The 24,883-nt window shown below is 71.5% G+C and carries 26 protein-coding genes and 1 pseudogene; 15 read left to right on the forward strand and 12 right to left on the reverse strand.

Annotated elements, in window-relative coordinates:
• Window positions 1-51: 51 nt before the first annotated feature.
• Genes efeO through ACIBCU_RS02555 form a run of 4 tightly spaced genes read left to right on the forward strand, consistent with a single transcriptional unit; the run spans window position 52 to window position 4,327 of the window.
• On the forward strand, window positions 52-1,188 hold the full coding sequence (gene efeO / locus ACIBCU_RS02540) for an iron uptake system protein EfeO (RefSeq protein ID WP_362931249.1): 1,137 nt from the start codon (window positions 52-54) through the stop codon (window positions 1,186-1,188).
• Window positions 1,189-1,199: 11 nt separating this feature from the next.
• Window positions 1,200-2,456, forward strand: a complete 1,257-nt coding sequence (gene efeB, locus ACIBCU_RS02545) for an iron uptake transporter deferrochelatase/peroxidase subunit (protein ID WP_399228715.1) — start codon at window positions 1,200-1,202, stop codon at window positions 2,454-2,456.
• A gap of 22 nt (window positions 2,457-2,478) precedes the next feature.
• Window positions 2,479-3,414, forward strand: a complete 936-nt coding sequence (gene efeU, locus ACIBCU_RS02550) for an iron uptake transporter permease EfeU (RefSeq protein ID WP_362931251.1) — start codon at window positions 2,479-2,481, stop codon at window positions 3,412-3,414.
• Window positions 3,326-4,327 carry a hypothetical protein gene (locus ACIBCU_RS02555; protein ID WP_362931253.1) on the forward strand — a complete coding sequence of 334 codons (1,002 nt, stop codon included), beginning with the start codon at window positions 3,326-3,328 and terminating at the stop codon, window positions 4,325-4,327. The genes efeU and ACIBCU_RS02555 overlap by 89 nt, the downstream gene beginning before the upstream one ends.
• A 6-nt stretch (window positions 4,328-4,333) precedes the next feature.
• Here ACIBCU_RS02555 and ACIBCU_RS02560 read toward each other — a convergent pair whose 3' ends face one another.
• Window positions 4,334-5,335 (reverse strand): YafY family protein, encoded by a 1,002-nt coding sequence (locus ACIBCU_RS02560; protein WP_362931255.1) that lies wholly within the window; start codon window positions 5,333-5,335, stop codon window positions 4,334-4,336.
• Window positions 5,336-5,426: 91 nt separating this feature from the next.
• Here ACIBCU_RS02560 and ACIBCU_RS02565 point away from each other — a divergent pair, with 91 nt between their 5' ends.
• On the forward strand, window positions 5,427-5,825 hold the full coding sequence (locus ACIBCU_RS02565; RefSeq protein WP_362931257.1) for a VOC family protein: 399 nt from the start codon (window positions 5,427-5,429) through the stop codon (window positions 5,823-5,825).
• A gap of 10 nt (window positions 5,826-5,835) precedes the next feature.
• Here ACIBCU_RS02565 and ACIBCU_RS02570 read toward each other — a convergent pair whose 3' ends face one another.
• Entirely contained in the window at window positions 5,836-6,579 is a 744-nt protein-coding gene (locus tag ACIBCU_RS02570) for a bifunctional DNA primase/polymerase (RefSeq protein WP_362931259.1), read from the reverse strand.
• Window positions 6,580-6,721: 142 nt separating this feature from the next.
• Window positions 6,722-7,345, reverse strand: a complete 624-nt coding sequence (locus tag ACIBCU_RS02575; RefSeq protein WP_362931261.1) for a TetR/AcrR family transcriptional regulator — start codon at window positions 7,343-7,345, stop codon at window positions 6,722-6,724.
• A 132-nt stretch (window positions 7,346-7,477) separates the two neighbouring features.
• On the opposite strand from ACIBCU_RS02575, the pseudogene ddaH reads away from it, so the two are divergent.
• Window positions 7,478-8,356, forward strand: a pseudogene (gene ddaH, locus ACIBCU_RS02580) (dimethylargininase); the annotation flags it as partial.
• Here the strand turns inward: ddaH and ACIBCU_RS02585 are convergent.
• The gene (locus ACIBCU_RS02585; RefSeq protein WP_362931263.1) at window positions 8,353-9,348 is read right to left on the reverse strand and encodes a small ribosomal subunit Rsm22 family protein; all 996 of its coding nucleotides are present in this window, start codon (window positions 9,346-9,348) and stop codon (window positions 8,353-8,355) included. The pseudogene ddaH and the gene ACIBCU_RS02585 sit on opposite strands and share 4 nt — an antisense overlap.
• Window positions 9,349-9,516: 168 nt before the next feature.
• On the opposite strand from ACIBCU_RS02585, the gene ACIBCU_RS02590 reads away from it, so the two are divergent.
• Window positions 9,517-10,827 carry a hypothetical protein gene (locus tag ACIBCU_RS02590; RefSeq protein ID WP_399228721.1) on the forward strand — a complete coding sequence of 437 codons (1,311 nt, stop codon included), beginning with the start codon at window positions 9,517-9,519 and terminating at the stop codon, window positions 10,825-10,827.
• Window positions 10,828-10,856: 29 nt separating this feature from the next.
• Here the strand turns inward: ACIBCU_RS02590 and ACIBCU_RS02595 are convergent, their stop codons facing one another.
• Window positions 10,857-12,245, reverse strand: a complete 1,389-nt coding sequence (locus ACIBCU_RS02595) for a Bcr/CflA family multidrug efflux MFS transporter (RefSeq protein WP_399228723.1) — start codon at window positions 12,243-12,245, stop codon at window positions 10,857-10,859.
• Window positions 12,246-12,330: 85 nt separating this feature from the next.
• On the opposite strand from ACIBCU_RS02595, the gene ACIBCU_RS02600 reads away from it, so the two are divergent.
• The gene (locus ACIBCU_RS02600) at window positions 12,331-13,338 is read left to right on the forward strand and encodes a Gfo/Idh/MocA family oxidoreductase (protein ID WP_362931269.1); all 1,008 of its coding nucleotides are present in this window, start codon (window positions 12,331-12,333) and stop codon (window positions 13,336-13,338) included.
• A 17-nt stretch (window positions 13,339-13,355) separates the two neighbouring features.
• Here the strand turns inward: ACIBCU_RS02600 and ACIBCU_RS02605 are convergent, their stop codons facing one another.
• Entirely contained in the window at window positions 13,356-15,023 is a 1,668-nt protein-coding gene (locus ACIBCU_RS02605) for an alkaline phosphatase D family protein (RefSeq protein WP_399228725.1), read from the reverse strand.
• 142 nt (window positions 15,024-15,165) lie between these two features.
• On the opposite strand from ACIBCU_RS02605, the gene ACIBCU_RS02610 reads away from it, so the two are divergent.
• The 3 genes from ACIBCU_RS02610 to ACIBCU_RS02620 all read left to right on the forward strand — a co-directional run bounded on the left by ACIBCU_RS02610 (window position 15,166) and on the right by ACIBCU_RS02620 (window position 17,566).
• Window positions 15,166-15,921: an SDR family oxidoreductase gene (locus tag ACIBCU_RS02610; RefSeq protein ID WP_399228727.1), complete on the forward strand. Its 756-nt coding sequence runs from the start codon at window positions 15,166-15,168 to the stop codon at window positions 15,919-15,921.
• A 157-nt stretch (window positions 15,922-16,078) separates the two neighbouring features.
• Window positions 16,079-16,543 carry a lamin tail domain-containing protein gene (locus tag ACIBCU_RS02615; protein ID WP_399228729.1) on the forward strand — a complete coding sequence of 155 codons (465 nt, stop codon included), beginning with the start codon at window positions 16,079-16,081 and terminating at the stop codon, window positions 16,541-16,543.
• 168 nt (window positions 16,544-16,711) lie between these two features.
• Window positions 16,712-17,566: a PhzF family phenazine biosynthesis protein gene (locus tag ACIBCU_RS02620; RefSeq protein WP_399228731.1), complete on the forward strand. Its 855-nt coding sequence runs from the start codon at window positions 16,712-16,714 to the stop codon at window positions 17,564-17,566.
• A 15-nt stretch (window positions 17,567-17,581) separates the two neighbouring features.
• Here the strand turns inward: ACIBCU_RS02620 and ACIBCU_RS02625 are convergent, their stop codons facing one another.
• Window positions 17,582-18,193: a TetR/AcrR family transcriptional regulator gene (locus tag ACIBCU_RS02625; protein WP_362931280.1), complete on the reverse strand. Its 612-nt coding sequence runs from the start codon at window positions 18,191-18,193 to the stop codon at window positions 17,582-17,584.
• A 137-nt stretch (window positions 18,194-18,330) separates the two neighbouring features.
• Here ACIBCU_RS02625 and ACIBCU_RS02630 point away from each other — a divergent pair, with 137 nt between their 5' ends.
• Both ACIBCU_RS02630 and ACIBCU_RS02635 read left to right on the forward strand, forming a co-directional pair.
• Window positions 18,331-18,912 (forward strand): GNAT family protein, encoded by a 582-nt coding sequence (locus ACIBCU_RS02630; RefSeq protein WP_362931282.1) that lies wholly within the window; start codon window positions 18,331-18,333, stop codon window positions 18,910-18,912.
• Window positions 18,913-18,991: 79 nt separating this feature from the next.
• A complete protein-coding gene (locus ACIBCU_RS02635) occupies window positions 18,992-19,894 on the forward strand; it encodes a glycosyltransferase (protein WP_362931284.1) in 903 nt (300 codons plus the stop codon).
• Window positions 19,895-19,919: 25 nt separating this feature from the next.
• Here the strand turns inward: ACIBCU_RS02635 and ACIBCU_RS02640 are convergent, their stop codons facing one another.
• Window positions 19,920-20,387 carry a GNAT family N-acetyltransferase gene (locus tag ACIBCU_RS02640; protein WP_362931286.1) on the reverse strand — a complete coding sequence of 156 codons (468 nt, stop codon included), beginning with the start codon at window positions 20,385-20,387 and terminating at the stop codon, window positions 19,920-19,922.
• Between the two features lie 140 nt (window positions 20,388-20,527).
• On the opposite strand from ACIBCU_RS02640, the gene ACIBCU_RS02645 reads away from it, so the two are divergent.
• Both ACIBCU_RS02645 and ACIBCU_RS02650 read left to right on the forward strand, forming a co-directional pair.
• Complete coding sequence (locus ACIBCU_RS02645) at window positions 20,528-20,956, forward strand: pyridoxamine 5'-phosphate oxidase family protein (RefSeq protein ID WP_362931288.1); 429 nt, start codon at window positions 20,528-20,530, stop codon at window positions 20,954-20,956.
• 217 nt (window positions 20,957-21,173) lie between these two features.
• The gene (locus ACIBCU_RS02650) at window positions 21,174-22,205 is read left to right on the forward strand and encodes a 7-epi-alpha-eudesmol synthase (RefSeq protein ID WP_362931290.1); all 1,032 of its coding nucleotides are present in this window, start codon (window positions 21,174-21,176) and stop codon (window positions 22,203-22,205) included.
• 55 nt (window positions 22,206-22,260) lie between these two features.
• On the opposite strand, the gene ACIBCU_RS02655 is transcribed toward ACIBCU_RS02650, so the two are convergent.
• The 4 genes from ACIBCU_RS02655 to ACIBCU_RS02670 are packed head-to-tail and all read right to left on the reverse strand — an operon-like array spanning window position 22,261 to window position 24,878.
• Window positions 22,261-23,514: a cytochrome P450 gene (locus tag ACIBCU_RS02655; RefSeq protein WP_362931292.1), complete on the reverse strand. Its 1,254-nt coding sequence runs from the start codon at window positions 23,512-23,514 to the stop codon at window positions 22,261-22,263.
• Window positions 23,511-24,119 carry an ATP/GTP-binding protein gene (locus ACIBCU_RS02660; RefSeq protein ID WP_362931294.1) on the reverse strand — a complete coding sequence of 203 codons (609 nt, stop codon included), beginning with the start codon at window positions 24,117-24,119 and terminating at the stop codon, window positions 23,511-23,513. The genes ACIBCU_RS02655 and ACIBCU_RS02660 overlap by 4 nt, the downstream gene beginning before the upstream one ends.
• Window positions 24,100-24,471 carry a DUF742 domain-containing protein gene (locus ACIBCU_RS02665; RefSeq protein WP_362931296.1) on the reverse strand — a complete coding sequence of 124 codons (372 nt, stop codon included), beginning with the start codon at window positions 24,469-24,471 and terminating at the stop codon, window positions 24,100-24,102. Before ACIBCU_RS02665 ends, ACIBCU_RS02660 begins: the two co-directional genes overlap by 20 nt.
• Window positions 24,468-24,878, reverse strand: a complete 411-nt coding sequence (locus ACIBCU_RS02670; RefSeq protein WP_356707453.1) for a roadblock/LC7 domain-containing protein — start codon at window positions 24,876-24,878, stop codon at window positions 24,468-24,470. Before ACIBCU_RS02670 ends, ACIBCU_RS02665 begins: the two co-directional genes overlap by 4 nt.
• Between the last annotated feature and the right edge of the window lie 5 nt (window positions 24,879-24,883).

Genomic DNA, 24,883 nt, shown 5'->3' on the forward strand with positions numbered 1-24,883 from the left:
CACCCAGTAGTTCTCCGCCGTTTCCCGTTCTTACGTCCCCGTGGAGCCCGCATGCGAGCCGTTCGTTTCTCCGTCGTCACCGCTGCCGCGACAGCGGCCGCACTGACCGTCGTCACGGGCTGCGCCGAGAAGAGCGACAGCAAGGGTGACGGCGCCGTCCACGTGGTCGCCAAGGACGGCTCATGCGAGGTGTCGTCGACGAAGATCCCCGCCGGCCACGTCGAACTCGCCGTGGAGAACAAGGGATCCAAGGTGACCGAGGTCTACGTCCTCTTCCCGGACGACCGGATCGTCACCGAGCGCGAGAACATCGGCCCGGGCACCAAGGCGAAGATCACGGCCGAGATCAAGGCCGGCACGTACGAGATCGCCTGCAAGCCCGGCATGAAGGGCAAGGGCATCCGCCAGAAGGTCGAGGTCACCGGCGGCGAGGCGGCGGCGCGCAGCCCCGAGATGGACACGGCGGTCGCCGGCTACCGCACCTATGTGCAGGCGCAGGCCGACGAGACGCTGCCCAAGGTGAAGGTCTTCACGGACGCCGTCGCCGCGGGCGACATCGAGGCGGCGAAGAAGGCGTACGCCGGCTCCCGGATCGGCTGGGAGCGCACCGAGCCCGTCGCCGAGTCCTTCGGCGACATCGACCCGAAGGTCGACGTCCGCGAGGACGGTCTCGAGGACGGCCAGAAGTGGACCGGCTGGCATCGCCTGGAGAAGGCCCTGTGGCAGGACAAGAAGCTCGGCGCCGAGGAGAAGGCGCTCGCGCCCGTCCTCTACGCGGACCTGCTGGACTGGCAGAAGAGGGTCGGCAGGGCCGACATCACCCCGACCTCGATGGCCAACGGCGCCAAGGAGCTCCTCGACGAGGTCGCCACCGGCAAGGTCACCGGGGAGGAGGAGCGTTACAGCCACACCGACCTGGTCGACTTCAAGGCGAACGTCGAGGGTGCGCAGAAGTCGTACAGCCTCCTCAAGCCGATCGCGTCGAAGAACGACGCCGCGCTGACCGCCTCCCTGGACAAGCAGTTCGCGGCGCTGAACACGCTGCTCGACCAGTACCGCGCGGACAAGGCCTCGTACGACTTCACCTCGTACGACAAGGTCGGCAAGTCCGACCGCAAGGAGCTCTCCGACGCGGTCAACGCGCTCGCTGAGCCTCTGTCCAAGCTGGCCGCCGCGGTCACGAAGTAGCGGGGGACCTCATGACCGATACCAATGACACGGCCGGGGGCCCCGTCCCGTCACGCCGGGCGCTGCTCGGCTGGGGCGGTGCCGGGCTGGCGCTGGGCGCCGTGGCGGCGGGCGGCACCGTGGCCGCGGTGCGCTCCGGCGGGAGCACGGAGCCGGCCTCGGACGGCGGCGCGGCGGTGCCCTTCCACGGGGCTCACCAGGCGGGGATCGCCACCGCGGTCCAGGACAGGCTGCACTTCGCCTCCTTCGACGTGACCACGGAGGACCGGGCCGAACTGATCGCCCTCCTCAAGGAGTGGACCCGGGCCGCCGAGCGGATGACGGCCGGCCAGGCCGTGGGCGAGGGGGCGTACGGAGGGCCGGGTGAGGCCCCGCCGGACGACACGGGCGAGGCGCTGGGCCTGCGGCCGTCCCGGCTGACGCTCACGCTCGGCTTCGGTCCGTCCCTGTTCGCCAGGGGCCGCTTCGGCATCGAGGACCGGCGCCCCGAAGCACTGGTGGATCTGCCGAAGTTCCCCGGCGACAACCTGGACGCCGCCCGCAGCGGCGGGGACCTGTGCGTCCAGGCGTGCGCGGACGACCCGCAGGTCGCGGTGCACGCCATCCGGAACCTCGCCAGGATCGGCATGGGGCGCGCCGCCATCCGCTGGTCGCAGCTGGGTTTCGGCAAGACGTCCTCGACGACGCCCGACGCTCAGACCCCGCGCAACATGATGGGGTTCAAGGACGGCACCCGGAACATCTCGGGCACGGACGACGCCGCCCTGAAGAAGCACGTGTGGGCGGCCGGCACGGGAGACGCCGGCTGGATGGCCGGCGGTTCGTATCTCGTCGCCCGCCGTATCCGGATGCACATCGAGACGTGGGACCGGGCCCCGCTCCAGGAGCAGGAGGACATCTTCGGCCGGGACAAGGGCGAGGGTGCCCCGGTCGGCAAGGCGAAGGAGCGCGACGAGCCCTTCCTGAAGGCGATGCTGCCGACCGCGCACGTGCGGCTGGCACACCCGGACACCAACGGCGGGGCGACGATCCTGCGCCGCGGCTACTCCTTCACCGACGGTACGGACGGTCTGGGCAGGCTCGACGCGGGGCTGTTCTTCCTGGCCTACCAGCGGGACGTGCGCACGGGCTTCATCCCGGTGCAGCGCCGTCTCGCGGCCTCGGACGCGCTCAACGAGTACATCCAGCACGTGGGTTCGGCGGTCTTCGCCGTTCCGCCCGGCGTCCGCGACACGGACGACTGGTGGGGCCGGGAGCTGTTCTCATGACCGACACCGTGGAGGGACCGGCATGTTCGGCAATTATCTGATCGGTCTGCGCGAGGGCCTCGAAGCCGGCCTGGTCGTCTGCATCCTCATCGCCTACGTGGTCAAGACCGGCCGCCGCGACGCGCTGCGCCCGGTGTGGGCGGGCATCGCCATCGCCTGCACCATCTCGCTGGCCTTCGGCGCCGCGCTCGAATTCGGTTCCCAGGAGCTGACGTTCGAGGCGCAGGAGATGCTCGGGGGTTCGCTGTCGATCATCGCCGTCGGGCTCGTCACGTGGATGGTGTTCTGGATGCGGCGTACCGCGCGGCATCTGAAGAAGGAGCTGCACGGCAAGCTGGACACGGCACTGGCGATGGGCACCGGCGCCCTGGTGGCCACCGCCTTCCTGGCCGTGGGCCGGGAGGGCCTGGAGACCGCGCTGTTCGTATGGGCGTCGGTGCGGGCGAGTGGCGAGGGGTCCTCGTCGCCCCTGGCCGGGGTCCTGCTGGGCATCGCGACCGCGATCCTGCTCAGCTGGCTGTTCTACCGGGGCGCGCTGAAGATCAACCTGTCGAAGTTCTTCACCTGGACGGGCGGCATGCTCGTGGTGGTGGCGGCGGGCGTGCTCGCCTACGGCGCGCACGACCTCCAGGAGGCCCGCTTCCTCGGCGGCCTTCAGGACAAGGCGTTCGACGTCACCACCACCATCCCGCCGGACAGCTGGTACGGAACCCTGCTGAAGGGAGTCTTCAACTTCCAGGCCGATCCGACCGTTCTCCAGGTCACGGTGTGGGCGCTGTATCTCATCCCCACGCTCGTGCTGTTCCTCGCCCCGGTAGGGTTCAGGCCGTCGGTGCGGATGACGGAGCAGAAGGCGCAGAAGGCGACGGATGACAAGGCTGGGGCGGCTGGCGGCGGGGCTCGCGACGACGACGGTACTCGTCGTGACGGCGAGCGGCTGCGTGACGGTGCACGGTGAACTGGAAGTCGTGCCGGGAGCGACGAAGTCCGAGGCCGCGAAGGCCCTGGAGGACTTCCTCGTCGCGTACAACGAGGCGGACAAGGCCTACGATCCGGCGCTCGACGAGGACCGGGTGACCGGTTCGCTCGGCGCGATCAACCAGGCCGGTCTGGCCGCACGGCAGAAGAACAGTCCGGAGGGCAACGCGGACCACAAGCCTCTGGAGCTGACCGACGCCTCCTACGTCATTCCCAAGAAGGCGGGCTGGCCGCGCTGGTTCGTCGCGGACGCGGACTCCAACCGCGACCAGGACAGCGGGAAGCAGGACACCCGCTGGCTGCTGACGTTCGTCCGCACCGCGCCGGACGCGCTGTGGAAGGTCTCCTATCTGGCGGTCGCCTCCGCGTCCGAGATCCCGGAGTTCCGCAAGGACGCCGACGGCTGGGCCGAGCCCGTGCCCTCGGCGGACACGGACGCGGCACTGGCGACCCCGCCGGCGGAGCTGAGCACCACGTACACGGGCTACCTCAAGGACGGTGCCCCGGACGTGTTCGCTCCGGGGTCGATGACCTCGGGCTGGCGGGAGGCGCGGAAGAACACCCGCAGGGCGGGCTTCTCCTACCAGTACGTCGACCAGGCGCTGGATTCCGGGACGTTCGCGCCGCTGGGCCTGACGACGGAGGACGGCGGGGCACTGGTCTTCTTCAGCAGCAAGCACTTCGAGCGGCAGACGGCGGCGGAGGGACTGCGGCCGACCGTCTCCGAGGACGTGGAGGCGCTGCTGACCGGCGAGGTGAAGAGCACCCTCACCAAGGAGCGGGTCTCCAGTCAGCTGGTCTACGTGCCGAAGAAGGGCGCGGGGAGCGGCGCGGACGGCAAGGTGCGCGTGCTGAACCGGCTGCCCGGTCTGATCGCCGCGCAGGGGTCCTGACCGCCGTCAGCCGGGAGGCGGATTCCGCCGGGCCGAGTGCGTGAGCCGTTCGGCGAAGGCTTCGACGAGGCCGCGGAGCTCGTCCGGGCGTTCGATGACGAACGGCCGGTCGAGCGAGGCGAGTACGGCGGGCAGCCAGTCGAGCCGTTCGACGCGCAGTTCGACCCGGGACCAGCGCTCGGTCTCCGTGTCCCCGTCCTCCGGGGACGGCGGTTCCTCCACGATCGCGATGCCTGCGGGAAGCCGGGCTTGGATGTGCTCGGCCGTGCCCTGGACGCGGAGGGTCACCTCGTGCCGGTACGGCGCCGTGGCGAGCGCCGTCAGTACGCGCTTCGCCGGGTCGAGTCCCTCGGGGGGCTCGAACGAGCCCGGCAGGGTCCTCACCTCCGTGATGCGGTCCAGCCGGAGCGTCCGGTCCTCGCCCGCCGTGAGGTCCGCGGCCGTCACGTACCACTTGCCCGAGTGGGCGACGAGTCCATGAGGGTGCAGCGTGCGTTCGCTGCGGCGGCCGTCCGACGAGGTGTAGCGGATCGAGATCGGCCGGTGGTGGTTCACCGCGTCGGCCACCGGGAGCAGGATCCCGGAGTCCGGGGCGGGCGCTTCGCCGGACGGAGCGGTGAAGGTGAGGGCACCGAGCACGGCGTCGAGCCTGAGGCGCAGCCGCTCAGGCAGTACCCGCCGGATCTTGGCCGTCGCCGTGTCGGTCGCCGTGCCCGTGGTGGAGGTCAGTCCGGCCCGTCGCCCCGCGACGAGGCCGAGCAGCACGGCGAGCGCCTCGTCGTCGCTCAGCATGAGCGGGGGCAGGCGGTGACCGGGGGCGAGCCGGTAGCCGCCGTAGCGGCCGCGCACCGACTCGACGGGCACGTCGAGGTCGGTGAGGTGGTCGACGTAGTGCCGCACCGTGCGCTCGTCGACGCCGAGCCGGTCGGCGAGTTCGGACGCGGTCCGGAGGCCTCCGGACTGCAGGAGTTCCAGCAGGGTGAGCACGCGGGCGACTGGACGGGGCATGTCCGGAAGTCTCCCCCAGATACCGGGCGGGTTCCGCCCGGTATTGGTCGTAGCGTTCGGTCAGAAGCACCGAACGACCAGGAGAGCACCCATGAACTTCGTCTCTGTCCGCATCATCACGGGCGACATCGTCCGCCTTGTCGACTTCTACGAGCGTGCCACCGGAGTGGCCGCCGACTGGTCCACGGAGGACTTCGCCGAGATCAGGACCGCCTCGGCCACCCTCGCGATCGGCAGCACACGCACGGTCCCGCTGTTCTCACCCGGTTCCGCCGGCCCGGCCGACAACCGGAGCGTCATCCTCGAATTCCTCGTCGACGACGTGGACAGGGTGCACGAGAACCTGACCGGGGTCGTGGAGGAGTTCGTCAAGGAGCCCACCACGATGCCGTGGGGCAACCGCTCACTCCTGTTCCGCGACCCCGACGGCAACCTGGTGAACTTCTTCACCCCGGTCACGCCCGCCGCCGTCGAGAAGTTCGCCCGCTGAGGGCAGGGCGTCAGCGGCTGAGCGGCCAGGCCACCGCGTCGTGGTCGAGGTCGCTCGCGTCGGCCGTGTCCGCGTACTGCGCGCAGGCGTCGGTGAGCGTCTCGAGCAGGGTCAGCGGATCGGGCAGCGGGTTCTCCGGGCCACGGATCCAGTGCACGTCCAGCTCACCGGGAAGCCGCGCGGGCGGCAGGAGGACATAGCTGCCGCGGCAGTGCCAGCGGAGCCCGGGATGCTCGTCCATGGTCTCGGGGTGGCAGTCCAGCTCGCAGGGCCACCACTCGTCCTCGTCGTCGGGGGTGCCGCGGGTGGCGGTGAAGAAGAGCATCCGGTCGGTGCCCGACTGGGCCACCGGGCCTACGTCGATGCCCGCGGCGATGAGCCGGTCGAGGGCGGCGCGCCCCGCCGTGAGGGGGACGTCGAGGACGTCGTGGATCAGGCCGGTCGCGGTGATGAAGTTGGCCAGCGGCTGGTTGGCGGCCCAGCGCTCGATCTGGGCGCGGTCCGTCGTGGACTGCGTCTGCCAGGCGAACGAGACGGGGTGCCGCGCGGGGGTCGGGCAGCCGATGCGCTCGCACGAACATCGGTATCCGGACGGGTGCGCTGCGGGTGAGATGGGCATTCCTGCCTCGGCGACGGCCAGGAGCAGCGCCAGCCGCGCCGCGTCGTCGGCTTCCGGCTGCGGTTTCGGCCGCCTGCGCAGCCACTGGGAAATCCTGCCCTCTGTGCCGCGATAGCGGCCGGAATCGGCGCCCATCTATCCCCTCACCTCAGCGGTTACCTCTCCATGGTCCCACCATCCTGCTCCTCGGGTGGCCAGAGTTCCGAAGCGGGGTGCTCGGGCGGTCGCGCAGAGGTCGGCGCACTCGTACGGAATGTCATGGATTGCACCGTCGGGCTCATGGTCCGACCAGGAGCCCCCGCAGGGTGAGATCGACGACCTGGTCCGCGTACGCGTGGGTGAGCGGAAGGGTCCTGAGCAGCCAGCGGTGGGTGAGCGGGGCGACCAGGAGCTCCAGCGCGATCCGCGGATCGATGTCCGCGCGCACCTGGCCGGCCTCCTGGGCGGCCCGCAGGCGTGTGACATACAACTGGAGCTGCGGTTCGAGCAGATTTTCGACGAATTGGGCCCCGAGTGCGGGATCGATGATCCCCTCGGCGGCCAGGGCCCGGGTGGGTGCCGCGCTCACCGGGTCGTTCAGCCCGTCGACCGTGGCCCGCAGGACCAGCTTGAGGTCGGCCGCCAGATCGCCGGTGTCGGGGATCCCGTACGCGCCGCCTTCCGCCTCCGCTTCCGCCGCCTGCCGGTCGATCGAGTCGAGGAACGCCTCCATGAGCACGGCCGCCTTCGACGGCCACCAGCGGTAGATCGTCTGCTTGCCGACCCCGGCCCGGGCGGCGATACCCTCGATCGTCGTCCTCGGGTAGCCCACCTCTCCCACGAGTGCGAGCGCGGCGTCGTAGATCGCGCGTCGGGAGCGGTCGCTGCGGCGGGTGGAGTCGGGGGCCTTCCGAGGTGACATGCGGGTCAGCCTAGAGGTTCACGGTCCGATACGTATCGTCTTGCCGCGCCCGCGGCCACCCGCCCGGGGTCCGCGCGAACCACCCGAACGGATCACAGCGCAACGGCCCGGCACGGCGCACCATGAACTCACGCACACACCCGTGCGCATCCCACCGTTCCGCGGCCGAACGCCGCCGTTCGCGAGGAGCCTGCATTGACCCGTGACGCCACCCCTCGTCGCTACCTGATGTGCGCCCCGTCCCACTTCGAGGTCACGTACTCCATCAATCCGTGGATGGATCCGTCGAAGCCCGTGGATCTGCCCCTGGCCACCACCCAGTGGGAGGACCTGCGCGACCGCTACCGGGCCCTCGGCCACACCGTGGAGCTCCTCACCCCCCGCCCCGACCTGCCCGACATGGTGTTCGCCGCCAACGGGGCCACCGTGATCGACGGCAGGGTGCTCGGCGCCCTGTTCGCCTACCGGGAGCGGTACGCGGAGGCAGAGGCGCACCTGAAGTGGTTCCGGGCCAACGGCTTCACGGAGATCCATGAGCCGGCCCATGTCAACGAGGGCGAGGGCGACTTCGCCGTGACCGCCTCGTACCTGCTGGCCGGGCGGGGCTTCCGGTCCAGTCCGCTCTCCCACGACGAGGCGCAGGAGTTCTTCGGGCGCCCGGTGATCGGCCTCGATCTGGTGGACCCGCGCTACTACCACCTGGACACGGCGCTGTGCGTACTGGACGACGCGGCGGACGAGATCATGTACTACCCCGGGGCCTTCTCGCCGGGCAGCCGGTCCGTGCTGGCCCGGCTCTTCCCCGACGCGCTGCTGGCCGAGGAGGCGGACGCCGCCGCACTCGGCCTCAACGCGGTCAGCGACGGGCGCCATGTGCTGCTCCCGCAGGCCGCCATCGGGCTCTTCGGCCCGCTGCGGGACCGGGGTTTCGACCCCGTCCCGATGGATCTGGGCGAGCTCCTCAAGGGCGGCGGCAGCGTGAAGTGCTGCACCCAGGAGCTGAGGCCCTAACCCTCCTCCGGCGGCGGCCAGGCGTCGCCCCACGCGGTGTCCCTGGCGGCACGGTAGAGCGCGCCGTGCCGCTTGGTGACCGTGGCGCGGCGCAGGCCCTCGTCCCGGGTGCAGAGCTCCAGCAGCACCTGCCCCTTGCGGATCTGCGGCCTGCGGATGACCCGTGCGCCGACCGGGTCGGTGGCGAACCTCGTCGCCACGACGTAGCTGAACTTCTCGTCCTCGTGGCTGAGCGAGCCGCCCTTGACCTGCCGGTGCAGCGAGGAGCGGCTGACCCGCGCCGAGAAGTGGCACCAGTCCGTGCCGCGCTCGATGGGGCACGCGTCGTCGTGCGGGCAGGGTGCAGCGACGCTCAGCCCCGCGGCGATCAGCCGGTCGCGGGCCTCGATGATCCGGTCGTAGCCGTCGGGGGTGCCGGGCTCCACGATCACCACGGCCTGCGCCGCACCGGCGACGGCGTCGACCAGAGCGGCCCGGTCGGCGGGGGTGAGCTCCTTGAGTACGTAGCTGACGGTCGCCAGGTCCGTGGGGGCCGGCTCCAGCGCCGTCCCGATCCTCGCCCGCTCCCAGGCGGCGTGCCGCAGGGCGGGGATGCCGGAGGCCGCGGCCAGCTCACGGCCGAGCGCGAGGGCCGGCTCGGACCAGTCCAGGACCGTCGTCCGCGGCCCGTCCCAGGCCCCGGCGACCGCCCAGCTCGCCGCGCCCGTGCCGCCCCCGAAGTCGGTGTGGGTGGCGGGCGCCCAGTCCGGCGCGGCCTCGCGGAGTGCGGCGAGGCAGGACCGTACGGCCTCGAACGTCGCGGGCATCCGGTAGGCGGCGTAGGCGGCGACGTCCGAGCGGTCCCGCAGGATCGGGGCGTCGGTCGGCGTGGTCCCGCGGTAGCTGGCGATCAGCCGGTCGACGGCCTGCGCGGCCTGCGTCGGGGGCAGCCCGTCGAGCAGGGCGGCCAGCGCGGCACGCAGGGCTTCCGCGGTGGGGAGGGTGGCGTTCACCGCCGAATTGTAGGCGCAGTGGGCCCGCCCTCCGCAGTCCGGTGGTCCGGCACGGAACCGGGACGTAACGGGTACAGAACCGAACTGCTCTTCGCCCAGGGCCCGTTGCTACGCTGACCGCGCCGCGTCGGGAATCGCTCAGGGATCGGCCGGCTCATCGGGGGGACCTTGAGGCAGAGAATCGTGCGTCTGGCGCTGGTGGGCGGGGTACTCGTGCTCGCCCTGCTCCTCCTGACGGCCACCTGCCGGGGCGGCGGGGCCGGCACCGAGGGCGACGACGGGCCGGAGAAGCCCGTGAAAAGGAGCGGACCCGCGACACGGCTGGACGTCCCCGCGGAGTACGCGACGGGGCGCGGCTGGGAGATCGTCGGCGCCGGACCCGACTACGCCGTCTCGCACACGACGGGCCTGCTGGCCTATCTGGTGGAGGCACCCGGGCACCGCTACCGGCTGCGGACCCTGGACACGGAGACCGGCCGGGCCGGCTGGAGCGGCGAGGCCTGGCGGCCGCCGGACGCGCTGAACTTCCCGAAGCTGCTCACCGTCGCCAAGGACGACCGCCAGTTCTTCGTGGCCTGGTCCTACGGGAAGACGGGCGACGGGCCCGCACCCGAGGGGAGCCTCGTCTCCCTCGACGTGTACGACGTGGTGGACGGCGAACGCCGGCGCGTCGAGGTTCCGTGGACCGGTGCGCCGACCGTCACGGCGACCGGACCGGGCGTCCTGATCAGCGACGGCCGGGCGAACAGCGCGGTCGTGGATCCGGTCAGCGGTGAGGTGTCGGAGATCGCCGCGTCCACGGTGGCGTACCCGAAGGGCTGCACGGCCTGCAAGCAGCTCACCGAGGTGCGCGGGCAGACGGCGAAGGGCCTGCTGCTGAGCGGGGTACGCGAATTCTGGGTGCGGGGCGGCTGGTTCAGCAGGAGGACCGCGCCGGAGGGAGCGGACCCGGCGACCGGGGTGCCGACCTCCGTGACACCGGGCCTGATCCTCGCGAAGTGGCGGCTCGCCGAGGGCGCGAGGCGGGCCGCCACCCACCAGTTGTGGGCGGTCCACGACGCGGTGAGCGGGAAGCCGGTCGTCTCCGTCGAGTGCCACGCACCGGCCATGGAGCCGGGGCGTCATCCACGGGCCGTCGTCTCGCCCTCGGGCGGCTACCTGGTGGCGGGGAACCTGGCCTTCGACCTGAAGGCGAAGAAGGGGTTCTGCTTCGAGGAGGAGGACGGTTCGGCGCGGCTGACGTTCGCATCGGTGACGGACGGCGGCAGCGCCTACGGCGCGACGACCGCACGGGACGCGGACGAGGCGCTCGAGGGCGACGGCACCGGCCCGGTCACGATGAGCTTCACGACCTGGTCCGTCGAGGCGCTGCCCCCGAACACGCGGCTGCCGGAGATGGAGACCTCGGGCGTCGGCGTCTTCCGCTGGACGGACCGCAAGGACAGGCTGCACCTTCTGGGCTACCCGCGCGTGGGCTGAGCGGCCGGGCCCCGCCCGGCCGCTCCCCCTTACTTCCCGAGCCGCTCCCGCGCGGCGCCCGTGGTGCGCCACGGCCGGCACAGCAGCAGGAAGCACAGCACCGCGGACAGGGCGCAGACCACCTGCACCACGGCCATCGGCACGGCGGTCTTCTCACCGGCGATCCCGACGAGGGGCGAGGCGATGGCGCCGATCAGGAACTGGGACGTCCCCAGCAGCGCGGAGGCGGAGCCGGCCGCGTGCCTGGTGCGCATCAGTGCCTGGGTGTTGGTGTTCGGCATCGCGAGGCCCATCGCGGACATGAGCACGAACAGCCCGGCGGCCACCGGCACCAGGCCGACCTCGCCGAAGACCCCGGACGTCATCAGCAGCAGCGCGACCGCCGCGACCGAGATGACGGCGAGGCCGAAGCCGAGCGCCTTGTCCAGGCTGACCCTGCCGACGAGCAGCTTGCCGTTGATCTGGCCGACGGCGATCAGCCCGACGGAGTTGATCCCGAAGAGCAGGCTGAAGGTCTGCGGGGACGCGCCGTAGATCTCCTGGACGACGAACGGGGACGCGCTCACATAGGCGAAGAGCGCGGCGAAGGCGAGGCTGCCCGCGACCATGTAGCCCGTGAACACCCGGTCGGCCAGCAGCCCGCGCATGGTGCGCAGCGCGTCGCCGACACCGCCGGTGTGGCGCTGCGCCGCCGGCAGTGTCTCGTGGAGCCACTTCCAGACGACGAGGGTGAGCAGCACGCCGATGAAGGTGAGGACGACGAAGATGCCGCGCCAGTCGGTGAACTGCAGCACCTGGCCGCCGATCACGGGCGCGATGACCGGGGCGACTCCCGAGATCAGCATCAGGGTGGAGAAGAACCGGGCCATCTCGTCGCCGTCGTACAGGTCGCGTACGACGGCCCGGGAGATCACGATGCCGGCGGCGCCCGCCAGGCCCTGGAGGAGGCGGAAGCCGATGAGGAGTTCCGCGGTGGGGGCGACGGCGCAGATCGCGGTCGCGAGCACGTAGACGACCATGCCGAGGAGCAGCGGCTTACGCCGGCCCCAGCGGTCGCTCATCGGGCCGACGACGAGCTGGCCGAGCGCCATGCCGGTGAGGCAGGCCGTCAGGGTGAGCTGGACCGTCGCGGCCGGGGCGTGCAGCGCGTCGGTGACCTCCGGGAGTGCCGGGAGGTACATGTCCATCGAGAGGGGCGGCAGCGCGGTGAGCCCGCCCAGCACGAGGGTGACCAGAATTCCGGCCCGTCGTGCGGTGGTCGTGGAGGCGGCCGGGAGACCCGGCGCGGTGGTCGTGGAGGCGGCCGGGGCACCCACAGCGGTGGGGGTGGTGGCCGGGGCGTCATGTACGGCGCCCTTGCTGCTCGTCGGTATGTGCTCGTGTTCTTGCTGGGCCCGGCTCACGCCGCTGTCCGGCATCCTCGTCTCCGCTTCGTTGAATCCACATCTATGCTCTCAGCTCAGCCGTAGTGGTCGATACCTTTTTGCTGGGGAGCGGGCGGGCATGAGTGGGACTGTGCGTTGGGGTGTACTGGCGACGGGCGGCATAGCCGCGACCTTCACCGGGGATCTGCTGGCGATGAAGGACTCCGGTGCCGAGGTCGTGGCGGTCGCGTCCCGGAGCGAGGCCTCCGCGAAGGCGTTCGCCGACCGGTTCGGGATCGAGCGGGCGTACGGCAGCTGGGCGGAGCTCGTCGCGGACGACACCGTCGACGTCGTCTACGTCGCCACCCCGCACTCGGCGCACCGGGAAGCGGCCGGGCTCGCTCTGCGGGCCGGCAAGCACGTGCTGTGCGAGAAGGCGTTCACGCTCAACGAGCGTGAGGCGCGGGAGCTGGTGGATCTGGCCCGTGAGCGCGGGCTGTTCCTCATGGAAGCCATGTGGACGTACTGCAATCCGCTCATCCGCCGGATGACCGAGCTGGTGGCGGACGGCGCGATCGGCGAGATCCGCACGGTGCAGGCCGACTTCGGCTTCGCGGGCGACTTCGGGGCTGAGCACCGGCTGCGCGATCCCGCGCTGGGCGGCGGCGCGCTGCTGGACCTCGGGGTCTACCCGGTGTCGTTCGCGCAGCTGCTGCTGGGCGAGCCGGACCGGGTGCAGGCGGACGCGCTGCTGTCCCCGGAGGGCGTCGACCTGAACACCGGGATGCTGCTGGGCTGGGACTCGGGGGCCACGGCGCTGCTGAGCTGCTCGATCGTGGGGAACCTGCCGACCGTCGCGTCGGTCACCGGCACGGCGGGGCGCATCGACTTCCCGCAGGGCTTCTTCCACCCGGAGCACTTCCTCCTCCACCGGGCGGGCCGGGAGCCCGAGAAGGTCGTCACGGGCCCGGGCCCCCAGGGCCTGACGGGCATGCAGTACGAGGCGGCCGAGGTGACGCGCGCGCTGCTGGCCGGCGAGAAGGAGTCCCCGCTGGTGCCGCTGGAGGGCTCCCTCGCCGTGATGCGGACGCTCGACGCGGTACGTGACCGTGCCGGCGTCCGCTACCCCGCGGACGAGCGCGCCTGACCTCGTGCGGGGCCGGGTTACGCGGGGGTGAGCCCCGGGTTCCCGGCCTCGGTCACGAAGGAGGCGGCCGTGGTGACCGGCGCGCCGGGCGTGGTGACCGCCGACACCGTACGGAAGTCGGCACGCGCCTGCTCCGTGCCGAGGGTGACGAGCGCGTAGCCGCGGCGGCCGTTGTAGAACTTCATGTGCGGGTTGGCCTGGGTCAGGTTGTTGAAGTTGGCCGGCTTCTCGGAGCCGTCCTTGCCGCTGGCGATCGAGGTGGCCACGACCTCCGTGCCGACGGTCCGGGACGCCGGGTCGTCGAAGTCCTTCTTGAGGTCGAAGGCGTAGCCGACGTGCACGTCGCCGGTCAGGACCATCAGGTTCTCGATCCCGGCGGCCTCCGCACCGTCCATGACGCGCTGCCGGGAGGCCGGGTAGCCGTCCCACGAGTCCATGGAGAGCTTGTAGGCGTCGGTCGGCACGTCGCGCCGCTGGGCGAAGGTGACCTGCTGGGGCACGACGTTCCAGCGGGCGTCCGAGGTCTTCCAGCCGTCGAGCAGCCAGCGCTCCTGGGCGGCTCCCGTCATGGTGCGCGCCGGGTCCTCGGACTCCGGTCCGGGGACCTTCCAGCCGTCGCCGTACGCCTGGTTGCTGCGGTACTGGCGGGTGTCGAGGATGTCGAACTGGGCGAGCCGGCCGAAGCGCAGCCGGCGGTAGAGCCGCATGTCGGGGCCGGTGGGGCGCTGCGGGGTGCGCAGCGGCTGGTTCTCCCAGTACGCGCGGTAGGCGGCGGCCCTGCGCAGCAGGAACTCCTCCGGGGGGACGCTGTTCTCCGGGGTGTCCCCCGCGTAGTTGTTCTCGGTCTCGTGGTCGTCCCAGGTGACGACGAAGGGGTGCGCGGCGTGGGCGGCGCGCAGGTCCGGGTCGGACTTGTAGAGGCCGTACCGCATGCGGTAGTCCTCCAGCGTCAGCGTCTCCCGGTTGAAGTGGTCCGGCAGGACGCGGTCGGTGTAGTTGCGGGCGCCGCCGACGGCGGTGACCGCGTACTCGTAGAGGTAGTCGCCGAGGTGGAAGACCACGTCGACGTCCTCGTCCGCGAGGTGCTGGTAGGCGGTGAAGTAGCCGTCGTGGTAGGCCTGGCAGGAGACGGCGGCCAGGGTCAGGGAGCTGTTGCGGGCGCCCCGGGCGGGTGCGGTGCGGGTGCGGCCGGTGGGGCTGGTCCAGCTGCCGGCACGGAAGCGGTAGTAGAAGTTCCGGTCGGAGTCGAGGCCGTCCACGTCCACATGGACGCTGTGCCCGAATTCCGGGTGTGCGGTGGCGGATCCGCGCCGGACGACCCGCCGGAAGCGCTCGTCGCGGGCGATCTCCCAGCGGACCTCGACGCGCTCGGCGGGCAGCCCGCCGTCGGCCTCGTACGGTCGGGGCGCGAGTCTCGTCCACAGGAGCACGGATTCCGGCAGCGGGTCCCCGGACGCCACCCCGAGAGTGAACGGATCCTCGGTGATCTTCCGCGCGTCGAGCTCGGCCGCGGCCGCGGTGCCCGCACCGGGCAGGTTGACCGCGAAGGCCAGCGCGGCGGCGGCACCGGTGACGGTGAGGAAACGGCGGCGGCCCACACCGGATCCGAGCCGCTGCGCCGCGCGGCGCAGTTCGGCGGAATGGCTGTACTGACCGGGCGTCCTGCTCATCTGTGCGGGTGTCATATGCCCCTCCCCTGCCGGATGTTGTCAGAGGCATTGGAGTGCGGGGCGACGACCGGCCGTTGGCGGGTACACAACGTCCTTATGGCGGTGTGATGAGCACCGGGTGCCGGCCGCCGCGAAACCTCCCGTACGCTGCCGGGCCATGAACGCTGAGCAGAGAATCGCTGTCGTCACAGGTGCGGGATCGGGGATCGGCAGGGCCGTCGCCATCACTCTTACGGGTGCAGGCTGGACGGTGGCCCTGGCGGGCCGTCGGGCCGCCGCCCTGGAGGAGACGGCCGCCGCGGCCGGCCCGGGCGCCACGGTGTGCCTGCCCACCGACGTGAGCGACCCGGACGGGGTGGCGGCGCTCTTCACCTCCGTACGGGACCGTTTCGGCCGGCTGGACCTGCTCTTCAACAACGCGGGTACGTTCGGGCCGAGCGCGACGCCCGTCGAGGACCTCGCGTACGAGGACTGGCGGACGGTGGTGGACGTCAATCTGACGGGAACGTTCCTGTGCGCACAGGCGGCGTACCGCCTGATGAGGGAGCAGGACCCGCAGGGCGGCCGGATCATCAACAACGGCTCGGTCTCGGCCCACGCGCCGCGCCCGCACTCCATCGCCTACACGGCGACGAAGCACGCGGTTACCGGCCTGACGAAGTCGCTCTCGCTGGACGGGCGGCCGTACCGGATCGCCTGCGGGCAGATCGACATCGGCAACGCGGCGACCGACATGACGGAGCGGATGAGCGCCGGGATCCTCCAGGCCAACGGCGAGGTCGCCGCCGAGCCGGTCATGGCGGCGGACGATGTGGCCCGGACGGTCCTTCACATGGCCGAGCTGCCGCTGGAGGCCAATGTGCAGTTCGCGACGGTACTGGCGACAGCGATGCCGTACGTCGGCCGAGGCTGATCCACTCAGGTCCACTCGGACCCGCGCTTGCCCGGACCACGCCGGAACTCGCTCCCGAATGACGGAGTTTGCGGGTTTCCCTCTCCGCGTCCGGGCAAGCGCATGCTGCCCGTATGCTGCTGACCTTCACCGGATGAACACAGAAGGACCACAAAGCATGCGCATACGCACCGCCGCGCCCCTCGCCCTGGCCGCCGCCACCGCCCTGGCCGGCTCGCTCCTCGCCACGGCCCCGGCCTCGGCGGCCTCCCACCAGGGCGGTCTGCACCTCGGCAAGATCCAGTACGACAGCCCCGGCAAGGACACCCGGACGAACACGTCCCTGGTCGCCGAGTACGTGGACATCCACAACAACGGCACGTCCAAGCTGCAGCTCAAGGGCTACAAGCTGAAGGACAACACCGGCTACACGTACACCTTCCCGAGCTTCGGCGTCGCCGCCGGGAAGACGGTCCGGGTCCACACCGGCAAGGGCAGGAACTCCGCGGCCCACGTGTACTGGAACCGTGGCTCGTACGTCTGGAACAACACCGGCGACAAGGCCCGGCTGATCAAGCCGAGCGGTGCGCTCCTGGACTCCTGCTCCTGGGGGAAGGGCACCGGCGTGAAGGTCTGCCACTGACCACAGTGAAGAGGCCGCCGCGGCCGGGGGGTCCGCCGAGCGGCCGGGGGTGGCGGTCCGGGAGGTCAGGACCCCGGGCCGTCACCCCGCGGAACCCGTGCGGCCCGCCCCGGACCTCGAAGGCCGCCGGCGGGAATGCGCGGCCGCGTCCCCCGGTTGAGGTGCGGCATGAGCTCACACACCGCCACCGACGTCCTCCGCTACACCGCGTTCTCCGCCGATCCCGGCGGAGGCAACCCGGCAGGGGTCGTCCTGGACGCCTCCGGGCTCGACGACGCGGCAATGCTCGCGGTGGCGGCGGAGCTGGGCTACAGCGAGTCGGCCTTCCTCACCTCGCCGGACGGCCGCGGCGGGTACACGCTCCGCTACTTCAGCCCGAAGGCCGAAGTCCCCTTCTGCGGCCATGCCACGGTGGCCGCCGCCATCGCGCTCGCCGAGCGGGACGGCCCGGGCGACCTGGTGTTCTCCACGCCCGCGGGCACGGTCCCGGTCACCGTCACCCGTGAGGGCGACGAGCTCCGCGCCACCCTCACCAGCGTCGAGCCGCACACCGAGGACGCCGGCCCCGAGGACGTGGCGGAGGCCCTGGCCGCCCTGGACTGGCGCGCCGCCGAGCTGGACGCCGCACTGCCGGCCCGCATCGCCTACGCGGGCGCCCGCCACCTGGTGCTGGCCGCCGCGACCCGGGAGCGGCTGGCGGACCTCTCGTACGACTTCGCCCGGCTGGAAGCCCTCATGCAGCGGCTCGGTCTGACGACGGTCCAGCTGGTGTGGCGGGAGTCCGCCACGGTCTTCCACGTCCGCGACCCGTTCCCGGTCGGCGGGGTCGTCGAGGACCCGGCGACGGGCGCGGCGGCCGCGGCGTTCGGTGCGTACGCCCGCGAGCTCGGCCTCGTCCCGCACGACGCCGTCCTCACCCTGCACCAGGGCGCCGACATGGGCCGCCCCGGCACCCTCACCGTCGAACTGAGGCCGGGTGACGCACGGATCAGGGTGTCCGGGACGGGGACCCGTATCGGCTGAGTCCCTGAGCGGGGCTCAGCTCACGTACACGCCCGCCCGCGCCGCCACCGCCGCCGCCTCGGCCGCCCGGTCGGCGACCGCCTCGTCGAGGGGGTCGCCGCTGGCCAGCAACCGGTAGTAGAGGGGCGCCGACACCGCCCGGATGACCTCGCGGGCGTCGGTGCCCCGGGGAAGCTCGCCCCGCTCCACCGCCGCGTCGACGCAGCCGGCCCACTCCTCGATGCGTACGGCGTAGAAGCGGTGCAGGGCCTCGGCCGTCCGGGCGTCGCACGTCGCCGCCGCGACGACGGCGGTGAAGAGGGGGCCTTGGTGCGCGTCGGTCAGCGTGCGCACCACCAGCCGCGCGTTGGACCGGAGGTCCTCGTCCAGGGAACCGGTGTCCGTACGCGGGACCGACTGCTCCGCCATCTCCGTCAGCAGGTCGGCGACCAGTCCTGCCGTGGTGGACCAGCGCCGGTAGACCGTCGTCTTGCCGACCTCGGCGCGGCGGGCGACGTCCGCGAGGTCGAGCCGGTCGAAGCCGTGCTCGACCAGCGCGTCACCGGCCGCGCGCAGCACGGCCTCCCGCACCCGGGCCGTACGACCGCCGGGTCTGACCGTGCCCGGCTCCACATCCCCTGCGTCCACGAAAGGCCTCCACTTCCGTCACCGGCCCCTGCCAGGAGACAGTACACACTAACGGGAACACGGGGCCGTTAGCTCTCGAAGGTCCGCCGGGTGAGTCGGGCCCGGGTGGAGGGACGCGGGCGCGGCAGGATGACGGCATGGCACCACCGCTGACCGTTCCCAGCATGACCGCCGGAGCCGACTTCGTCCTGCGCCCCTGGGAGATGAGCGACCTGCCCCTCGTCCGCGAGGCGGCGGAGGACGGCTACATCCCGCTGGTCACCACGATCCCCACGCCGTACTCCGACGAGGCTGCCGAGGCCTACGTCAGGCGCCAGTGGGACCGGGCGGCCGACGGGGACGGATATCCGTTCACCATCGCGCGCACGCGGGACCGACGGCCGGTCGGCTCCATCGGGCTCTGGCTCGCGGACGCGGACGCGGGCCGGGCGACCCTCGGCTACTGGATGACGGCCCCGGGCCGTGGCCAGGGCGTCGCGGGAGCGGCCCTGCGCACGGTCACCGCCTGGGCCCTGCACGAGCTGGGCATCCCCCGGGTGCAGCTCCTCATCGAACCCTGGAACACGGCCTCGGTGCGGACCGCCGAGAGCGCCGGCTACCGGCGCGAGGGTCTGCTGCGCGGCTGGCAGGAGATCGGTGGCCGGCGCCGGGACATGCTGATGTACGCCCGGCTGAACGGCGACCGCCCTTCCGATGACCGGTCACCCACCGCGAGCTGAACACGAGACGTTACGATCACGGGCACCGCGGTGGTGCCGCGGTGCCGCAAGCCACCGAAATCCCCGGGAGAGCCGAGCCTTGTCCGAACCGCGTATCGGCGTATCCATCGTGACCATGGGAGACCGCCCGCAGCAGGTCGAGGCGCTGCTGGCGTCGGTGGCCATGCAGGACGCGCGCCCCTCCCGCGTGGTCGTCGTGGGCAACGGCTCGCCGCTCCCCGACTACAGCTCCTTCCCCGGCCTGACGGGGCTGGCCGGCGGCGTGACCATGCTCGAACTCGACGAGAACCTCGGCTGCCCCGGCGGCCGCAACGAGGCCCTGGACGCGCTCGCCGCCTACGGTGACGTGGACGTGGTGATCGAGCTGGACGACGACGGCCTCCTGGTGGACAAGGACGTGTTCCGCAGGGTCCAGGAGCTGTACGCCGCGGACCCGCGTCTCGGTATCGTCGGCTTCCGCATCGCTGACGAACACGGTGAGACCCAGCGCCGGCACGTGCCGCGCCTCCGTGCCAAGGACCCGATGCGCCGGGGCCAGGTCACCGCGTTCCTCGGCGGCGGCCACGCGCTCTCCATGAGGATGCTCGCCGAGACCGGCCCCTGGCCGGCCGAGTTCTTCTTCACCCACGAGGAGACCGACCTGTCCTGGCGGGCGCTCGACGCGGGCTGGAAGATCCTCTACGAGCCCGGCCTGCTGCTCCAGCACCCCAAGACGTCTCCGGCCCGCCACGCGGTCTACTACCGCATGACCGCCCGCAACCGCGTCTGGCTGGCCCGCCGCAACCTGCCCCTGCCCCTGGTCCCCGCCTACCTCGGCACCTGGATCCTGCTCACCGCGGCCCGCACCCGCTCGGCCACCGGCCTGCGCGCCTGGGCGGCCGGCTTCGCCGAGGGGCTGCGCACCGAGTGCGGTGAACGGAACCCGATGCACTGGCGCACGGTGTGGCGGATGACGCGCCTGGGCCGCCCGCCCCTCGTCTGACCGCTCGGCCCAGGCCGCCCGCCGCTCAGCCGGCGGCCGTCCACCTGTACCGCACGTCCGGCTCCTTCTCCTCGTTGCGGGCGCCGTCGTCGTACGCCTCGGCGACGAAACCGTGCCGCTCGTAGAAGGCGCGCGCGGCGGAGTTGCGCTGGAAGGTGTACAGGCCGAGCTCGCCGCGCGAGGCCTCCTTCACCCGTTCCAGAAGCAGCGTCCCCAAGCCCCGCCGCAGGGTGTCGGGCCGCAGATAGAGCTGGTCGAGCTCGTCCCCGTCCAGCGAGGCGAATCCGAGCAGCTCCCCCTCCTCCCCCTCGGCCACCCACACCCTGCAGCCGGGCAGCACGCCATGGGTGATCCACGCGAGCGTGTCCTCGTCGCTGTGCACCCGCGGCAGGTAGGGCAGCGCGGCGGCCCGTGAGGCCAGGAAGACCCGGGTGATCGCCTCCGCGTCCCCGGCGGTCGCCGTCCGCAGGCGTACCGATGTGTTCCGGTTCATGCTCCGCTCCCCCGTATCGGTGAACGCACAGATATAGCAGGGGTGTCGGCCGGGACGGCGGGTTCCGCCGCCGTAACGGGGCGAGCGTTGCATAATGCCGCCTTGAGGCACCACCGACCGCCCGACCGAGGAGCCCAGCCATGGCTTTGACCCGCACCGAGCGTGAGCAGTTCCTGGCCGAACCGCATATCGGCGCACTGGCCGTGGACGCGGCCGAGGAGGGACGGGCCCCGCTCACCGTGCCGATCTGGTACCAGTACGCACCTGGCGGCGACCTGTGGATCATGACCGGTCGAGACTCCCGCAAGGGGACCGCCATCGCCCGGGCGGGCCGCTTCAGCATCATGGCGGACCGTCTCACACCGACCATCCGCTACGTCTCCGTCGAGGGCCCGGTCATCGCCACGCTGCCCGCCACCCGCGAGCAGCTGGTGGAGATGTCCTCGCGTTACCTCCCCGCCGAGAAGGTCGAGGGCTACGTCGACTTCGCCTGGAAGGAGCACGGCGCACAGGTCGTCATCCACATGCGCCCCCAGCGCTGGCTCAGCTCGGATCTGGGCCAGGTCTGAGCCTGCGGCGCAGGGGCATGGAGGCGCCGGTTCCGGAAGATCTTCTTCGAGGCGATCTTGCGGCATAGATCGTTTAGGGTCTGGGCAGCATGAGGGCGCACATGATGGACCATCAATTTGTGGCTCAAAATGCGCACTTCAAGTCAATGGGCGTCATTTTCGATCGCCCGGTCACGGGGCGGGGGCCTGTGAACTGTCTCAAGAGAGGACCCGCCACATGCCGCAGGACGTCACATTCGACCTCCCCTTCAAGACGCCGGTGAGCGAACACCTGGCGTACGCACGGGAGCACCACCTGCGCTGGGTGTGGGAGATGGGCCTGGTGCGCAGCCAGGCCGGCTTCGAGGAGTACCAGTCCTGGGACCTGCCGCAGGCGGCGGCGCGTACGTACCCCTACGCCTCGGCCGAAGACATGGTCGTCCTGATGAACTGGTTCTCCCTGGCCTTTCTCTTCGACGACCAGTTCGACTCCGGGAGCCCGGACCGCGCCGACCGCATAGCGGAGGTCGCGCGGGAGCTGATAGCCACACCCCTGCGCCCCGCCGGGACGCCTCCCCGCGTGCTCTGCCCCATCACCCTGGCCTGGGCCCAGGTGTGGGCCCGTCTCTCGGATGGTATGTCCCTGACCTGGCGGACGCGGTTCGCCGCCTCCTGGGGGCGCTTCCTCGTGGCCCACACCGAGGAGGTCGACCTGGCGGCCGAGGGGCGTGCGGGAACACTCGGCATCGAGGAGTACGCGGAGTTCCGCCGTCGCACGGTGGGCATCCACCACAGCATCGACGCGGGTGAGCGCAGCCGCGGCTTCGAGGTGCCGGCGCAGGTGCAGGCGCACCCGCTGATGGTCAGGATGCGGGACCTCGCCGCGGACACGATCGGCTTCATGAACGACATCCACTCCTTCGAGCGCGAGAAGCGCCGGGGGGACGGTCACAACCTCATCGCCGTCCTGCACCGGGAGCGCGGCTGCACGTGGGAGGAGGCCGCCGCCGAGGCGTACCGGATGACGACGGCGTGCCTCGACGAGTACCTCGCACTCGAGACGCACGTCCCGGGGATGTGTGAGGCGCTCGGCCTCGGCCCCGAGGAGCGGGCCCAGGTCCGGATGGGCGTGGAAGCCATCCAGCACTGGATCAGCGGCAACTACGAGTGGGCGCTGACCTCGGGCCGTTACGCCGCCGCGAAGGAGGGCCCGGCCGCCACGGCGGAGCTGGCGGGCCGGGGATCGCTGGACGATCTGCTCACCGTCTGACACCCGCGTCCCCGCCCGGCCGGAGGATCCGGCCGGGCGGGGACGCGGGGCGCGGTCAGACCGCGGTGAACTCGACCGGGAGGGTGTCCAGACGCGCTTCCCAGGTGGAGGCGGTCGAGGTGAGTTCGCCGGCGGGTACGGACAGACGCAGTCCGGGCAGCCGGTGCAGCAGGGTGTCGACGGCGGTCTCGATGATGGCCTGGCCGATGTTCTGGCCGGGGCATTCGTGCGGACCTCCGCTGAACGCCAGGTGCGACTGGTTGCCGTGTACGGAGACACCCGAGTCCGGGCGGATGTCCGGGTCGAGGTTGCCCGCGGCGAGCCCGAGCACCAGCAGGTCGCCCTCCTTGATCTGCGTACCGCCCAGTTCGAGGTCCGCGGTGGCGAAACGCCCCGGGAGGACCGCCAGCGGCGGGGTGCTCCACATGACTTCCTCGACGACCTCGGAGACGGCCCGCTGGCCGCTGACGAGCCCCGAGAGACGGGCGGGGTCGGTGAAGACCGCCTCCAGCACCCGGGCCAGCAGGTTGCTGGTCGTGGTGTGCGCGGTGATCAGCACCAGACGCAGATGGCTGAGGATCTCGCCCTCGTCGAGTCCGGCGTCGTGCGCGAGCAGCCCGGTGGTGAAGTCGGGCCCGGGTTCGAGGCGCTTGCGCTCGGCGAGCTCCCCCAGGATCTCCATGATGCGGTCGTTGTGCGCGAGGGCGTCCGGACCGCCCTTGATGACCTGGGCGCAGGAGACCGCGAGGCTTCGCCCCTCGGCGGCCGGGAGCCCGAACAGCCGCGTGAGCACGAGCATCGGCAGGTACTCGGCGTACTCGCCCACCAGGTCGGCACTGCCCTTGCCGGCGAACGCGTCGATCTGCTTGTTCGCGAAGTGCGTGACATGGCGCCGGATACCGCGCCCCGCCAGGGTGTCCAGGTTGTCGGTGACGGCCCTGCGCAGCCTGCGGTGCGGCTCGCCGTCCTGGGAGACGCAGTCCGGACGCCAGCCGAGCATCTGCATCAGCGGCGAGGTGTCCTCGACCTCCCCCTCCTTCCAGTCCCGCCAGATGCGCGAGTCCCGGCTGAACTGGAGGGGGTTGTCGAGCACGCGCCGGCTCTCGCGGTAGCCGAGGACCAGCCAGGCGCGGACGTCCCCCTCCAGGAGCACCGGTGCCACGGCTCCGTGTTCCTTGCGCAGCCGTCCGTAGATGCCCTGCGGGTCGATCGCCGCGTCCGGCCCGTACAGCCGGGTCAGGTCGTCGGCGCCGCCGTGCATGACGGGGCAGCCCCGGGTCGCTTCCCCGTCGGCCGGGTGGTCGGTCATCGGGGCTCCAGAGCGACGGCGGAGCGTGCCTTGAGGTGACGTATCAGCGCGATCAGCACGTCACGGCTGGAGTTCCGGTCACGGGCGTCGCAGGTCACGACCGGCGTGTGTTCGGGAATGTCCAGGGCGTCCCGGATCTCCTCGACCGGATGGTCCTTGGAGTCGGGGAACACGTTCAGGGCGATGACGAAGGGCACGTCCTGCCGCTCCATCTCCTCGATGGCCCGGAAGCTGGAGGCGAGCCGGCGGGTGTCCACCAGGACCACCGCCCCGAGGGCGCCCTTGAACAGGCCGTTCCACAGGAACCAGAACCGCTCCTGCCCCGGGGTCCCGAACAGGTACAGCACCAGCTCCTCGTTGATGCCGATCTTGCCGAAGTCGAGGCTGACGGTGGTCTCCTGCTTGTCCGCCACCCCGATCAGGTCGTCGACGTCCACGCTGGCCTGGGTCAGCGTCTCCTCGGTGGTGAGGGGCTTGATGTCGCTGACCGAGCGCACCAGGGTGGTTTTCCCGGTGCCGAAACCACCGGCGATCATCACCTTCACCGAGCGGGTGCCGCCTCCCGCCGTCTGCCGGTCGGGATGGTCAAAGCCTTTGAAGTCCACTGAGTACCTCCTCAAGGAGCGCGAGGTCGGGCCCGCGGCCGGCTCCTGACGCCGGGATGGGATCACGGGCTTCGACGCGGCCTGCGTCCAGCAGATCGGCCAGGAGCACCGCGAGAATGTTGAAGGGCAGTCCGAGGTGGGCGCCGAGTTCGGCCACCGACAGCGGATCGCGGCAGCGCCGGAGTATCTCCTCGTGCTCGTGCTGCAGACCGGTCCCGGGTGCGGCACGGGAGATGATGAGTGTCGCCACGTCCAGGGTCGACGCCGAACCACCCGGTCCGCTGCGCCCCCCGGTGAGGACGTAGTAGCGCTCGAGACCGGGTGGGTCCGTGGGCCGGCGGGGACCGCTCATCCAGGATTCTCCTCCAGGCGCGGACTCGTGCCGAGGAGCTCACCCATCCTCCGCGCCAGATCCCTCATCTGATGGCCGAGCAGGCCCTGGTCGAGCCCTTCCCTGGCCAGCACCCCGAGGTAGGTCTCCACACCTGCCCGCACCACGAAGAGATGGCCGCCGTCGACCTCGATCATCGCCAGGCGGAGCTGTCCCGCGTACGTGGGGAATTGCTCGGCCACCGGCTGCGCGAGCGCCTGCAGCCCCGCGACGACGGCGGCGAAGCGGTCCACGTCGTCGGGGTCGTCGGCGCCGTAGGAGGTGATGGCCTTGCCGTCGCTGGAGGCCACGAGGGCGAAACGTATCTCCCGGATGCTCTCCGTGAGATCGCGGAGCGCCCAGCTCACGTCGGTTCCCTGTTGCGTCATGTGGA

The sequence above is a fragment of the Streptomyces sp. NPDC051064 genome (assembly GCF_044455985.1).
Classification (GTDB): Bacteria; Actinomycetota; Actinomycetes; order Streptomycetales; family Streptomycetaceae; genus Streptomyces.